Below are 14234 nucleotides of genomic sequence, written 5' to 3'. Positions count from 1 at the left end.
AGGCTCAAAACATCGGGCTGCATTCCGTTCATCAGCACCGATTCGTTCGATAGATTCAGCGTCCTTCGTACGGTACAGAGGGGCGGCGATAACTCAAGTCATCGCCGCCCCTCCTTAATAGAACCCGCGGTACCGAAATGTAAAGGTAACCGCGGGGTTTATAGCTTGGGTTAGAACTCAACCTTCATCGAGAACTGGACAAATCGCGGCAGATTGCTCTGGTCACTTACACCCAGAATCTTTCCGAAGTTCGCGCTGTTCACGTCAGAGGTTGGGCCGTTGAAAAACTGCGGCGAGTTGAAGGCATTGATGAAGTCAGCGCGGAAGGCTGCATTCACATGCTCGGTAATTTTGTTGTTCTTCGTGAGCGAGATATCAACGTTATGCACACCCGGCAGACGAACGCTGGAAAGACGTGTCTTCCAAGTCTGCAGCTCATATGCAACGCGAGGTCTCCAGACAGGTGTTTCTCCGTTCTGGCAATTCTTTGGACCGCTTGAAGTCTGGGTGCAGTTGTTGAACCAACGTGCCAGGGTTGGATGTGCCAGAGCTGGATTGCCAAGTGGCACAGAATTCGTGCTGCTGGTCAGGTCCAGCGGCATACCCGCCTGCAGACGGACCAGCGATCCCATATCCCATCCGCTTATTGCCCAACGTACGGGCGATACCAGATGCGATCCATAGGCACGATCAGAGCCGAAGGGCAGCCGCCAGAGAAGGCTGATCTGCATATTGCGCGGAATATCCCACGCCGCAATCACCTTCTGTAGTTGCGTGTCCTGCGGATTTGAATAGAGCTTCTGATCCAACTGCTTGGACATGGTGTATTGCACCGAGAAGTCCAGGCCATAGGACAAGCGCTTTTGCAGCACAAACTGACCTGCGTTGTAGCTGGAAGTTCCGATGGGAATGTACTGCTCCGTAATACCGCTGGTACCCGTGATCGTGCCCACCAGGAACTGCGGATACGGTGCCAGCAACTGCTGTCTCTGAACCGTTGCAGAATTCAGAGCTGTTCCAGGCAGCAGGCCAGCAAATGGATTTGCCACACTTGCAGTTAGGTAAGCATTTCCATAGCCCACCGCGCTCAAAGGAACCGCGTTGATCTGATGGTTGACAGGCAGACGTCCGAAGCGAGTTCCTACATACGACACGGTCAACAGGAAGTCCTTAGGGAACTGATGCTGAACGCCAAAGGAGAACTGCTGCACCGTGGCCGGCTTCGCGTTCTGGCTTGCAAACGAGAAGCTCTGTCCCAGGTACGTCTTCAAACCATTGGAGGCATAGGAAGGCGCCTGAACGCTGCTATTCGGGAACGGATCCGTCAGCGTGTTATACGGAACACCGGATTGAACCGATGTGACCATGTTCGTCGTATAGCTGAAACCAGGCGCTTCACCTGGATCGTTCACAACCTGACCATAGAGCAATCCATAGCCGCCACGCAGCACTGTGTTGTGATCGATCTGGTAAGTGGCGCCGAAACGCGGTCCCAGGTTGCCCCATTTCTGATTTGTAACGTTGCGCGGCTGCCCATTCACACCGGCAAACACCAATCCACCGTAGAGCGATTGTCCGGGAACAACCAGCGGGTTTGGCGCCGACGGATTGAAGGTTGCCAACCCATTAAATCGGTCGGTAAGTGGTCCTTGATAATCCCAGCGTAATCCCAGATTCAGCGTCAGGTTCTTTCGCACACGCACGTCATCCTGGAAGTATAGGGAGACCATCTTCACCTGGCGTGTCGGGAAGCTGTTCACATCAATGGAACCCGTCTGCGGCGTGCCCATTAGGAACGATGCAATCGCATTACCCGTGGTGGAATTGACGGCTGTGGGATTCGAACCAGTGAACTGCTGGTCAAAAGCAAACTTGCCAGAACTGTTACCAGGGCTTTGCACGTTGTTACGCAGCAGGCGCATGTCAATGCCAGCCGTCATATTGTTGTTACCGGCTGTCTTTGAAACCGACGCGCCAACCGTGTAGTTATAGCTCGTGGTTACGCTTGGCGGGGACGCACCAGCGCCGTTGTAGTTTGCCCAGGTAAATTGCGGGAAGATATTGGCGGCCTGTCCTGCGAAGCCGGATGAAAATCCAAGTGCACTGGGACCGGTGCCAACACCCTGAGCCCCACCACCTGCCGACTTGAAACGCTCAAGACCAACACGAACAGTCGCTACAGTGGTTGGGTTAATGATTCTGGTGAGCTGCACTGTTCCGTTATGATTTTCACGCGTGAACGGATTATTGGTGCTGGTATCAGCAACGTTCAGGGCAGAAGTAGTCGAATAGCGGAAACCGCGTGCTTCAGTTAGTGAATTGCGGGAATAGCGACCGAAGATACGCGTTGCATCGCTCATTGCGTAATCAACACGAACCGTATTTTCCGGGAAGTAATCCGTAAACTTACGGCTACCCGGTCCATTGGTCAGGTTATTCAGTCCGGTGATGGGAGCGTTTTTTACATTGCCGGAAGGAAGCATCGAAAGAACCTTCAGCGCAATGGGATTCATGGGATGGCTGAGGTTCTTCAGATTGTTTCCTGGAACCGGCGTACGCTGCAAAACACCATTTACCGTTGTCGTGGAGTACGGATCATAAATAACTTGCAGGCTACCGTCTGCGTTATAGGTTTGAGAAAAGTCTCCTACCTTTTGCAGATCGGTCGGAACGGAAACAACAAACGGATCTGGGATGCTTTGCCGGAGGTCTTCAAATGTATAAGCGGCAAATAGCTTGTTCTTGATGATAGGGCCGGTAATGTTGAAACCGAAGATATTGATGTGCGAGGAGGAACGCGGCGTGCCTGTGTAATTGCTATTGAAGGTGTTCGCGTTGAGAACCGTGTTCTGAAAAAACTCCCAGGCAGCTCCGTGGAACTGGTTCGTGCCGCTCTTGGTGAGCATGTTAGTAACACCACCCAGCGTCCATCCGTATGCAGCATCGTAGTTCGTGGTGTGCACACGTACTTCGCTTGTGGCTTCCTGCGTTGGAATGTACGAAGCCGACGCTCCGTTCTGGAGGGCGCTCATACCGTCCACCAGAATTTCGTTCGTGCTGTTGGGTGACCCATTCACGGAGATACCCGAGGTGCCTGCAATATCAAATGCACGAAGACGCGTATCGGACGAGGTGACCAACACACCAGGCACAGAGAAGATAGCCGAGATAGGATTACGACCCTGCGTCGGCAGAGCCATCAACTTCTCCTGCCCCAGCGCTGTCGACTGCGTTGCGGTCTCAGTCTCAAGCTGCGCGGCTGACGCTGTCACAGTGACGTTTTCACTCACGTTACCGGGCGTAAGAGTGAAGTCAATGGCAGCACGTTCGGCAATTGCAAGCTGCACACCATTTCGGATACTCGTGGCGAACGACGGCTGCTGCACCGTGATGGAGTATTGCCCTGGGTTCAGCGCGACGACGTGATAGTAGCCATCTTCTCCAGTAACCGTGGAGGAGGAGACGCCTGTCTGTACATTCAGGACGATGACCTTGGCGCCCGGCAATGCAGCGCCAGCGCTGTCTGTTACCTGGCCGTCCAGCGTCGCCTGTGTTCCCTGCGCAAACAGCGGAGCGGCGCACAGAAATACGAGAGATGCCAGCCCTGGGAGGGGCCGTGTAGAACGAAAATACATTGTTGCCTCCAGTTAAGTTGTTCGCGGACGAAGTGTTTCTGCAAATAGAAAGCTGCGGCAAATAACACGGTCAGGAGCTTCGTCTACGAATTTGGGCACTGTTAGTCCGGGCCGGTCGGGCAAAGGTTTTTTGCGTCGTTGACCAGGCTGCTCAGTACTCGGTTTTAAAAGATCGCTTTACGGGTATCGCACTCCCGCTGCTGCCAGAATTTCGGCCGGCGACGCGGTGCCGGTCGTTTGAAGCTTTTTCACAGTGACGGTAGCCGCCAGATTCGCCAACGTAGCAGCCTGCAACGGTGTTGCTCCTGTTGCCAGGGCTGCAGCAATCGTTGCAACTACGGTGTCGCCTGCGCCTACCGTGTCGATCGGACCTTCAACGGGCCATCCTGCAATCAACGAAACTTTTCCATCTGCCGCCACGGCGATTCCCTTGTCACCACGTGTAATAAAGGTCGGCTTGGAAGTGAGTTCGTGAATGCGCGTTGCAAACTCGATGGCTCGTTCATCTTCATGCAGCGATTCAGCAGCTTCGTTGAGAAGCTTTGCTGCTTCGCCCATGTTCACCTTCAGAAGAGCACCAGAGAATTTCTCCAGGTGATGGCGTGCGTCCACAAGGAACACAGCCTTCTTCGAACTTGCGATGATGCCGTTGATACGCTCAATCAGCTTCGGCGAAGACACACCGTTTTCTACCTGCTGATTGAGAATCACTACGTCATGATTCGCAGCAGCGCTCTCCAATCGCTGCAGCAAACGTTCGCTGACGGATTCGCTCGATTCATTGAAGCCACCGAAATCGATGCGTCCTTCTTCCAGATTTCCGATGCAAGGCTTGGCGTAGACCATGGTCTGCCATGCGTCATCCTCGATGACATCGCATCCGCAGTTGCGATAGTCCGACAGCATGCTGTGCATCACCACTCCGAATGGATCGGTTCCGCTGATGCCGATCGCCTGAACATGTCCCACGTTCAGTGCTGCCAGATTCGCAACCACATTGCCTGCGCCGCCGAGTGAATACCTCTGCCGTCGTACGCGCCGCACCCTCAGGCCCGTCTCCAGCGAATACTCTTCTTCGCCTTCATCCAGGTCCCAATAAGCATCGATACAAAAATCACCAAAGACCGCCAATGAGCTTGACTCCATACGAGTCAAAACAGACGAGAACCATTGATGAACATCTTCGGAGGCGCGCAGCCCCTCTTTCGTGACCGATTTGACGGCCTCTTGCTGGTGTTGTTTTTGCACGTAGAGCAAACTATGAGGACACAAACATGACTGGCAAGCATACAACCGGAAAAGCTGTACTTACACGTCATGCAACATGTGACAGCTAGCTCTGAGGCCGCGTGAAATAGAAAGGATCATGCGATTCAGTACGATAAACAGCAGCAGATACAACACCCACAGTTATCTTTCTGCGGCGAGAAGCGTCCTGCTTTTGCTCAAATATTTGAGACTGTATTCATCTGCATATGTACGCCTGTAAGTACAGGAAAAGAGGTAGGCACGAACACATGCAGGGTGCTCTCAAATTATTTTGAAAATTGTTTGCATAAACCAGCAGACAAGAGGAGTGTGAATGGAACCGCTGCAAGTATGGTCGCTCAACGGGGAGCGCTTCATCGGTAATGCCCCTGGAGAGATGCCATCGACAGTCACCTGGCTCAAGGGCTTATCCAATCCTGATGCCGTGGTTCCTGACGTTCTCTGCCTGCAGGACTTCCGCGCCAGCATGGTTGAGTATCTCAGCCCTCTGCCTTACTTTTCGTTTGTCCCTATGACCATTCAGAGCTTCTGGGGCAAGCGAGAATCGTTGGGCATCTGCATCGCATCACGATGGCCCATCGACGAAATCGAAATCCATCACACATGGGGTGATGGAGTCGTACGCGATCTCGAAGGCGTGGGCGAAGACAACGAACGCACGCAGCCACTGGACGTTTCAGACTCACTCATCCTGAAGACGCAGAACCGCCTTGCGATTGCCTGCAGCGTGCACCGTCCTGGTGATGAAAATCCCTTGCGCGTGGCCACACATCACGGCTTCTGGGTGCGTGATGGCGTTCCAACCGCGAACCAGATGGAAAGCACGGTTTCTGTCTGCCGTTTCCTTGCCGAACAAGGACAGCGTTATGGTGGCTTGCTCTACGCGGCGGATTACAACCCGGACAAAGAGGGCAATGTATTACGCACGTATCAGCAATTTGGCGGCGTGGATTGCCTTCCCCTTGAAATACAGACAACGTTGGCTACGCACCATCCCGCCTACCGTTTTGGTATTCGCTCCGATTGCATGATGGTCTGGCCGGATAGCGAAGGTCAGTATCACTATGCTGTCGAAGATGTACACCTGGACCCCACTCCCAGCAGTGATCACGACATGCTCTGCGGCAGGGTAAGTCGCCTTACGGCACCGCTGGAGAATACCTTCGGCCATCTGACCGCCATCTGTCGCTAGCCTTCAACCTGCGATGGGCAAGTTCCAGTTGTAATGCACGGCCGCAATACGCGTCGTGAAGCAGCAGACAATCCCTGCAAGATCTGCCATCGGCGGCTTAACCCCGCACTTGCGCAGGACAACCGTAACGGATGCACCGAAGAGTGCCGCAGCGGCATAGACATCCGCTTTCAGCACATTCGGAATCTGGTTGATGAGGATGTCGCGGAGCGTGCCGCCACCCACCGCTGTCACACCACCCAGCATCGTCGCCATCAGCGGGTGAATGCCATACTCAATGGCCTTGGTGGCTCCGGCAACTGCAAACAAGCTGAGGCCCGCAGCATCCAAAACCTGCACCCAACCGACGCCACTTGCCGCGATCGGTGTGCGCAGGATGAACACCACCGAGCCGGCAATCAATGCCGTAGCCACATAACGCCAGTCACGCATGGCGTTTGGCGGCGCCGCCCCAAGTAGAAGGTCGCGCACAATACCGCCACCCAATGCCGTAAGAAACGCAACCACCAATACACCAAGCAGATCCAATCGGACATGCACCCCTGTCGTGGCACCTTCTGCTGCAAAGAGAGCGGTGCCTATCAGGTCCAGAAACAGCAAAAGGTGGTCGCTTACTCGCATCTGCCCCACTATAAAACGCTGTGCCAGTTTGCGACGCAATGCAAGTTATCGAACATAGGTGTTTGCCAAACTTGTTGCGCCGGGCGTTTACTCGCAAATGCAGACTTCTGTGTCGCTCAGACATTGGCTACGCCTGTCCGGCCCGTGCATCTTCACGCACTTCAACCGTTGGCAAGGAGGGGTACTCCCGTGGAAGCCGTCAGCACCCAAACGCCCGCTTACTCTCATCGGAAAAACCCTAATCAAACATACGATTCCATCTGTCACCGTTGCTTTTCCACGGTGGCAACGGAGAGCAGCGAGAGTGCCCTGGCAAAGCACGAACAGCAGCATGATTGTGGTGCGCTGGCCCAGGCACGGGCGCTGATGCACAAAGACACATATATGTCCGCCGAACGGATTACTCCCGTCTCAGTTGACGCCGCCTGATGCAATTCTTCCGTTAGCGTGACGATGCAGGAGCAATCGTAATCGAGCGGCGATGCAAAGCCAGTCCTGATTCTGGCACGCTGCCATCATTCACCAACACTTCTGAAGGTTCCGCCTCAAAGGGAATGCGGATTGTGGCTTTGCCGTGTGCTGGAACGCGCAGCGGAAGCGTGTTGGTGAGCGTTCCGGCCCGCACAGTCACAGGAACTTCGGCGTCGGTTCCACCGGTGTTCTGCACTTCCACCGCAACCAGCCACGAACCTGCCTGGGCCACTTCCTTGTCGCCACCCCAGTGCGCACGCGGATCATCCGTGGGTGCCTGTACTTCTCTGCCAATGGGGCCACCGTAAGGCTGCTGATGCTGCGGCAGCAGGTTTGCCGGGGCTGCGGCGCGTTCAATTTTGCGCGGCGCAATCGCCGCAATCTCAAATTGCGGCAGCGACCCCGTGCCCTGAATCCAGCTTTGGAAGAACCAGTCCAACTTCTTTGTTCCAGCCACCTGTTGCACCATCTGTTGAAAGCTCGCAGTCTCCTGCTCAGCTGATCCAGGCGTGTTTTCCTGCTTCAATCGCCAGCCAGACAACGCTCCCTGCAGCGCGTCCTCGCCCACAATGTTTCGCAGCATCTGCAGGACATAAGCGGCACGCACACGCGCACAAGAAGGTTGTGTACATGTCGATAGCGGCGTCACGGGGCCATCCACAACCGGCGCATCCGATGACGAAGAACTTATCTGCGGCGCAGCGTCCGCTTCCATCTGTCGCAGACGCTTCGCTTCCGCAGCAAGTCCAGCCAGCGCCACGCTGCGATCACCACCGCGTTCCGCCCACAGCGCCTGCATAAACTCCGGAATGCCATCACGGAGCCATGCTGCATCAATGCCATCGGGCAGCCACGCCGAAGTCAGCGGAACCACCAGCGAAGGCGCAATCGCCGCAGGCTGCGCGGTCCGCAACGGAGCCACCAGCAGCGCGCCATCCGCGTATCCGGCAGCATCGGGAATCGGCAGATCAATCACATCCAGCGGACGTGAAGGCTTTGACCCGAGCCACTGTTCCAGCATCGGACGCACACGTGCGGCAGCCTCACCGATCGAAGCCGCACGATCCGCCGCATCCGTAACAACGCGCACCAGACCGCCTGCCATTTCCTGCGGTGCTGCCAGCGTCACAAACAACGACGGTGTACGCGGCCCTAGCTTTGCCATCGACCATGACACCGTCGCAACACCTTCTGCAGCAGAAGTCAGCTTCTGACGATTGCCGCAGAAGAAAGCAGCATCCGGCTGCGCGCCCTCATATTCCAGCGTAAGGTGCAACGCAAAGGCACTCTCCACTTCACGCGCACGGCTGGCCTCTACGGCCTTTGGCACAGCCGCTCCATCTTTAAGCAGGGCCGGATCGCCGGTAACGGGATACCACAGAACATTGCCCAAACCGCGCAGACCGGTAAAGGCATCGGTGACCGTATCCCAGTCCGTACGAACAGCAACTTCGGAAGGCGCGCCCAGTTCCAGCAAACGCCCTCCGCTGGCAGCAATCGTGCCGCCGTAATAAAGGTCCAGCTTCGCGACAGCACCAGGTCCAAGGGCTTCCGGCAACGTAAACACAGCCTCGGAAGCAACACCCGTATGGTCCAGGTCGTCGCGAAGGTGGTGCTGCTCCAGTTTGAGCGCGCCGCCCTGCGCAATGCGTGCGCTCTCCCACTTCAGTGCGCCAGAAACCTGCAGCGCAATCGCCGAAAGCGGCTGCGCGCCAGTGTTCTTCACCGTAATCTGCGCTCGCACTTCGGCAAGCCCAGTGTGGGTATTCAGATGGACATCCAGATCACGAGCGGCAACAAGAGGAGCACGGCGTGCCTCGGCAGGCACCTTCGCTGCGGCAGCAAGGTCCGCTTCTGTAACAACAAGAGGAGATGTCGTCGCCACGTCGTCTCCCGAACTACTGGAAGGCGATTCCGATGCCACGGCCTCTGCTGGTTCTGCTGCTGGAGCAGATTCTGATTCAGCCGCATCATCCGGGCTGCGCCTGCGCAAACGCGGCGGATGCGCGCTGGAAGAAACGCCCGGCTTAGCTGGGGCGGCTGCGGGTTGCTCCGGTTCCGGCGCAACAGGCTCTTCGTGGCGCTCAAACAGCACCGTACCCTTCGGCGCGGGCGGCTGTTGTGCCGTCTGCTGTTGCGGATCAGTTTGCTGAGCGAAAGACGAAACAGACAGCAACGATGCTGCCGCAAGCAGGTACGGAAAAAGCCGATGTGGATGGGAATGGGACATGAAAATCTTCAGAAAAAGGCCGACTAGGAGCCGAGACCCTTCCGTGGCTTGGACGCCTTGGCGGGCGCTTCGGCAGCAGGACGCAGCTTCACCCGACGCTGCCGCGCAGCCTCATACATCACAACCGCCCCGGCCACTGACACGTTCAGCGACGGCACCGCACCCGCCATTGGGATGCGCAGCAGAAAGTCGCAGGTGCGCTTGGTCAGGTCGTGCAGCCCGGCGCCTTCGCGTCCCATCACCAGGCAAATGTCCGTGTTGAAGTCGAACTCGTCGTAGTCCATGGTGCCGCGCTCGTCCAGACCCACGATCCAGATGTTCTGCTTCTTCAGCTCCTCAAGCGAACGCACCAGGTTGGTAACCTTGGCAACGCGAACATGCTCGGTCGCCCCGGCAGACGCCTTGGCCGCCGCTCCGCTCAGGGGAGCCGACCGGCGTTCCGGCAACAAAACGCCGTCCACACCAGCACCATCCGCCGTACGCAGCAGAGCCCCCATATTGTGGGGATCTTCCACCCCATCCAGCGCCAGAAGGAACCGCTTCGTATCGCCGCCGGATCGCATTAAGTCTTCAATTGTCAGCAACTTGCGTTCCTTCAGAAAGGCGACAGCACCACCGTGGTTTTCGCTGCGGCTCATACGCTGCAACTCTTCCCGGCTGCCATAGCTGACACGGACGCGGGCTGCCCGGCAAAGGTCGAGCAGCGCGGCCACACGCGGATTCGTTGGGCCAGAAAGGACGGCGATGTGGTCCAGGTCTTTGGGCCGAACTCGAACGGCTTCAGTAACGGGATGGAGCCCGAAGAGAATCTCCATCTATCCAGTCTACGCGGAGGCAATCCTACCCGGAAAATAGGGCTTTTCATCAGCCCTTCACCACCCCTAAAATGAATAGGCCGGACCGTATTGCACACCTTCGTGTATTCAGGGACAACTTTTCCACATGCTGAAAGAAAATTCTTTCGGGAGCCGCGTCTTTTCCAGGCAACCCCACGTCAACAATGATGTGCAGGGTGCTTTGTCCATTTCGGCGGCAATGCTGGAAGCCAGCGAGCAGGAAAACGCAGCGATTGCGTATGGCCTGAAGCGGCAAGACCCTGAGCTGCTGGACCGCCTGATCGACACCTATCAGCACCGCCTGATGCGTTACCTGACCTTCCTGACCGGCAAGCGTGAAACTGCTGAGGATCTGTTCCAGGAAACCTGGATGCGCGTGCTGATGCGCGGCGCACAGTACAACGGCAAGGCCCGCTTTGATACGTGGCTGTTCACCATCGCCCGTAATCTGGCCATTGACCTCTCGCGTAAGCGCACCATGGCATCGCTCGATGAGCTGCAGGACCCAGGCAACGATGAGCGTCCCTTTGAGATTGCAATTGACGGACCTTCGCCGTTTGAGCAGTTTTGCTCGCGCGAAGATGCCGCAGAAGTAAGCGCCGTGCTGCTGGATCTGCACGCGTCCTACCGCGAGGTGCTGGTCCTGCGCTTCCACGAGGAAATGGCGCTGGAAGAGATTGCAGCGGTCACGAAGTCTCCGCTTTCCACGGTGAAGTCACGTTTGTATCGCGGTCTGGCCGCGCTGAAGCCGCAGATTGAGAAGCTCCGTCGCGAGCGGAACATGGTCCCACGGACCGCCGCTCGGGGAGGGCTCTCTTGAGCATGGCGATTTCGGAAGACCCGCGCAACCCAGGCTTTGATGCACGCGCGGCGGTGGTCAACCGTACCCACCGCGTTATCCGTCAACGCGCCAATGCCATGCGGGAGCGCAAGCGCACCACGCGTGACCTGATTGTTCCGTTCGTTGTCTGCTCGGCTCTTCTGCTTTTCATTGCGGCTGCCGTGTTGCACGTAACGGATGAAAGCATCTCGGACATCGCTGGCATCTGGAAACGCATTGTGGATCTGGGCGCAGATGCAGGCAGCGAAGTAAGTCTGCTGTTGCTCTGGTTTCTGCCTCTTTCGGTCATCACTGCTGCAGTCGTACTACTCCGCCGCAATCGTCGTCCGTCGGACCGCAATGACAAGGTAAGGTAAGACCCCATGGTGTGGAAGACGGAACGTAGCCAGCGACCGGACGTAGAACAAACCGACGACGAGCTGAAAATGATTCCGCTCTGGTCGGTCATCCTGTCCGTCCTTGTCTTCATTAGCATTCAGCTTCTCAGCTACGGCTATTTTGGCGGCCCCCCGCCGGGCGGACCACGCCACGGCAATCCCATCATGCATGCCATTGGCAGCTATAGCTGGGGAGCCGCACTTGCCAGCTATGTTCTGCTGATTGGCTACATCAGCCGCGACGTGAAGCGCCGCAACATGCGTCCCGCACTGTGGATGCTGATTGTGCTGGTGATGCCGGGTGGCATTGGCGCCATCGTTTACTTCCTGCTGCGCCAGCCCATCCTGAGCCGCTGCCCTTCTTGCCGCACAGAAGTCGCAAGCGACTTCCACTTCTGCCCGCAGTGCCAGTTCCAGATGAAGCCAGTCTGCGGCCAGTGCTTCCGCGGTGTACACATCACTGACGTGTACTGCACCAACTGTGGCCATGATCTGGCGGAAGACGCCATGCCCGCACGTCTGCGCTCTTACAGCGACTAGATTCTCCTGTCATCCGCGTGGCGGATACCCAATTCAGCTTTAACGCTCCATCGCGAGTGCCCGGCGGAAACTTCTGCCATGATTCGGCACGCTGCGCACGTACTTGCTACAAAGGATGGAAGTCTTTCTTTGGAGCCATTACCCCTATGCGCTTTCTTGCTGTTGCGCCGCTCGTACTGTTTGCTGCCAGTGTTTCCGCACAGAACCTGACTTCGCAACCCGCGCCCACCGGCGCCCAAAAACCTCTGGTTCCATTGGAGACATTGCCTTACTCGCCGGTGCTGAACCTGACCAGCCTCGATCGCAGCGTCGATCCCTGCAACGACTTTTACAAGTACGCATGCGGCGGCTGGCAGAAGAACAATCCCATCCCCGCCGATCAGTCTGCATGGAGCGTCTACGGCAAGCTGACATACGAGAATCAGCAGTTTCTATGGGGCATTCTGCGCGACGCAGCGGCGATGAAAGATCGCAACGCCACGCAGCAAAAAATTGGCGATTACTTCGCCGCCTGCACCGACGAAACAGCCATCGATCAGCGCGGCTTCAATCCGGTGAAGCCCGCACTCGCACGCATTGCAGCGTACAAATCGCGCGAAGCTCTGCTGAAAGATCTGCCTGCCTTTGCGGTTGATGTAGACGGCTCGTTCTTCTTCAACGCCGGTTCCACGCAGGATCCACAAAATGCAAATAACGTCATTGCAGGTGAAGACGCAGGCGGCCTGGGCCTGCCCGACCGCGACTACTACCTGAAGACCGACCCGAAGAGCGTAGAGATTCGACAGAAGTACGTCGCCTACATGGAAAAGCTATTCACCATGAGCGGTGAATCCGAAGCTCAGGCAAAGGTCGACGCAGATGCCGTAATGAAGTTGGAAACCGCGCTGGCAACAGCTTCCCTCTCGCGCGTGGATCGCCGCGATCCATACAAAATCTTCCATCGCCTCACGCTGGCTGACTTGCAGAATCAGGTGCCCGCAGTGGATTGGGAACACTTCTATCAACTGGCAGGAGCGCAGAACTTCACCACGTTGAACATCTCGCAACCAGACTTCAACAAGGCGTTGCAGCAACAACTGACTACGGCACCGCTGGAAACACTGAAGGCATACCTGCGCTTCCACACACTGACTTCTGCGGCGCCGCAGATGAGCAAGCCCTGGCGTGAAGCACAGTTCGACTTCTTCAGCCACTATTTACGCGGCATTCCCACCATGTCGCCACGCTGGCGCACATGCACGCGCCAGGTCGACAACTACATGGGTGAAGCGCTGGGACAGGAGTTTGTGCGTCGCACCTTCTCTGCCGACACGCGCGCCAAGACACAGTTGATGACCAGTCTCATTGAAGACTCTATGAAGCAGGAGATTGACCATCTGGACTGGATGAGCCCTGCAACAAAAGCCGAAGCGCTGAAGAAGTTGAAGACCATTCGCAACAAAATCGGCTATCCCGATCATTGGCGCAACTATTCGAAACTCACCATCACTCGCAACGATTACTTCGACGACTACCACCGTGCTGTGACGTTTGAGAGTGAACGCGACTTCGCCAAGATTGGCAAGCCAGTGGATCGCAACGAGTGGATGATGTCACCGCCGACGGTGAATGCTTACTACGATCCGCAGATGAATGACATCAACTTCCCCGCGGGTGTTCTGCAGCCGCCACTGTATGAAGCAAAGGCGGACGACGCGCCCAACTACGGCAACACTGGATCAACGATTGGCCATGAATTAACGCATGGTTTCGACGATCAAGGACGCCAGTTTGATGCAGAAGGCAACCTGCGCGACTGGTGGACAAAGGAAGACGCGAAGGGCTTTGAAGACCGCATCAACTGCCTGCGCGATCAGTTCGCCACATACACCGTAGTCGATGACATTCACATCAACAGCAAGCTGACCAGTGGTGAAGATGTCGCAGACCTCGGCGGCACATTGATCGCATACATGGCGTGGAAGCAAGCAACGGAAGGCCAATCGTTAAAGCCCATCGACGGATTCACACCAGACCAGCGATTCTTTATCGGGTTTGCGCAATGGGCATGTGAAAATCAGCGGCCAGAGCAACTCCGCGTGAACGCGCTGACCGACGAACATTCGCCCGGCTATGCGCGCATCAATGGCATTGTGGTGAACATGCCGGAGTTCGCTAAAGCATTTCAATGCGCCAAGACAGCCCCCATGGTGAAGGCGAACGTCTGCAGAGTCTGGTAATCG

10 protein-coding genes are annotated in these 14234 nt (G+C 56.5%); 5 read left to right on the top strand and 5 right to left on the bottom strand.

Features of this window, described 5'->3' with window-relative positions; all coding sequences use genetic code 11:
- Positions 1–170: 170 nt before the first annotated feature.
- Together JAO32_RS03635 and JAO32_RS03630 are read right to left on the bottom strand one after the other, a co-directional pair.
- Positions 171–3635, bottom strand: coding sequence for a carboxypeptidase regulatory-like domain-containing protein (locus JAO32_RS03635; protein WP_334237587.1), 3465 nt, complete (start codon positions 3633–3635; stop codon positions 171–173).
- A 177-nt stretch (positions 3636–3812) separates the two neighbouring features.
- On the bottom strand, positions 3813–4766 hold the full coding sequence (locus tag JAO32_RS03630) for a bifunctional heptose 7-phosphate kinase/heptose 1-phosphate adenyltransferase (protein WP_334237585.1): 954 nt from the start codon (positions 4764–4766) through the stop codon (positions 3813–3815).
- A gap of 451 nt (positions 4767–5217) precedes the next feature.
- Here JAO32_RS03630 and JAO32_RS03625 point away from each other — a divergent pair, with 451 nt between their 5' ends.
- Positions 5218–6096 (top strand): hypothetical protein, encoded by an 879-nt coding sequence (locus tag JAO32_RS03625; protein WP_334237584.1) that lies wholly within the window; start codon positions 5218–5220, stop codon positions 6094–6096.
- Between the two features lie 3 nt (positions 6097–6099).
- On the opposite strand, the gene JAO32_RS03620 is transcribed toward JAO32_RS03625, so the two are convergent.
- The 3 genes from JAO32_RS03620 to rlmB all read right to left on the bottom strand — a co-directional run bounded on the left by JAO32_RS03620 (position 6100) and on the right by rlmB (position 10233).
- A complete protein-coding gene (locus JAO32_RS03620; protein WP_334237582.1) occupies positions 6100–6756 on the bottom strand; it encodes a trimeric intracellular cation channel family protein in 657 nt (218 codons plus the stop codon).
- Between the two features lie 403 nt (positions 6757–7159).
- Positions 7160–9418 (bottom strand): hypothetical protein, encoded by a 2259-nt coding sequence (locus tag JAO32_RS03615; RefSeq protein WP_334237580.1) that lies wholly within the window; start codon positions 9416–9418, stop codon positions 7160–7162.
- Between the two features lie 23 nt (positions 9419–9441).
- Positions 9442–10233 (bottom strand): 23S rRNA (guanosine(2251)-2'-O)-methyltransferase RlmB, encoded by a 792-nt coding sequence (gene rlmB / locus JAO32_RS03610; protein WP_334237578.1) that lies wholly within the window; start codon positions 10231–10233, stop codon positions 9442–9444.
- Positions 10234–10453: 220 nt separating this feature from the next.
- On the opposite strand from rlmB, the gene JAO32_RS03605 reads away from it, so the two are divergent.
- The 4 genes from JAO32_RS03605 to JAO32_RS03590 all read left to right on the top strand — a co-directional run bounded on the left by JAO32_RS03605 (position 10454) and on the right by JAO32_RS03590 (position 14231).
- Complete coding sequence (locus JAO32_RS03605) at positions 10454–11074, top strand: RNA polymerase sigma factor (RefSeq protein WP_334237687.1); 621 nt, start codon at positions 10454–10456, stop codon at positions 11072–11074.
- Between the two features lie 2 nt (positions 11075–11076).
- Positions 11077–11451, top strand: coding sequence for a hypothetical protein (locus JAO32_RS03600; protein WP_334237576.1), 375 nt, complete (start codon positions 11077–11079; stop codon positions 11449–11451).
- A gap of 6 nt (positions 11452–11457) precedes the next feature.
- Positions 11458–12012 (top strand): zinc ribbon domain-containing protein, encoded by a 555-nt coding sequence (locus tag JAO32_RS03595; protein ID WP_334237574.1) that lies wholly within the window; start codon positions 11458–11460, stop codon positions 12010–12012.
- Positions 12013–12158: 146 nt separating this feature from the next.
- Positions 12159–14231: a M13 family metallopeptidase gene (locus JAO32_RS03590; RefSeq protein WP_334237572.1), complete on the top strand. Its 2073-nt coding sequence runs from the start codon at positions 12159–12161 to the stop codon at positions 14229–14231.
- Positions 14232–14234: the final 3 nt, after the last annotated feature.

The organism is Terriglobus sp. ADX1 (genome assembly GCF_036877645.1).
Classification (GTDB): domain Bacteria; phylum Acidobacteriota; class Terriglobia; order Terriglobales; family Acidobacteriaceae; genus Terriglobus.
The sequence above is the reverse complement of the archived record's forward strand: the minus strand, read 5'-3'. Positions and strand labels throughout refer to the sequence as shown.

Excerpts from the sequence above, each read along its gene's own strand:
- JAO32_RS03635 (WP_334237587.1), bottom strand. The coding sequence starts at position 3,635 with ATGTATTTTCGTTCTACACGGCCCCTCCCAGGGCTGGCATCTCTCGTA.
- JAO32_RS03625 (WP_334237584.1), top strand. The coding sequence starts at position 5,218 with ATGGAACCGCTGCAAGTATGGTCGCTCAACGGGGAGCGCTTCATCGGT.
- JAO32_RS03615 (WP_334237580.1), bottom strand. The coding sequence starts at position 9,418 with ATGTCCCATTCCCATCCACATCGGCTTTTTCCGTACCTGCTTGCGGCA.
- rlmB (WP_334237578.1), bottom strand. The coding sequence starts at position 10,233 with ATGGAGATTCTCTTCGGGCTCCATCCCGTTACTGAAGCCGTTCGAGTT.
- JAO32_RS03605 (WP_334237687.1), top strand. The coding sequence starts at position 10,454 with ATGCTGGAAGCCAGCGAGCAGGAAAACGCAGCGATTGCGTATGGCCTG.
- JAO32_RS03600 (WP_334237576.1), top strand. The coding sequence starts at position 11,077 with ATGGCGATTTCGGAAGACCCGCGCAACCCAGGCTTTGATGCACGCGCG.
- JAO32_RS03595 (WP_334237574.1), top strand. The coding sequence starts at position 11,458 with ATGGTGTGGAAGACGGAACGTAGCCAGCGACCGGACGTAGAACAAACC.
- JAO32_RS03590 (WP_334237572.1), top strand. The coding sequence starts at position 12,159 with ATGCGCTTTCTTGCTGTTGCGCCGCTCGTACTGTTTGCTGCCAGTGTT.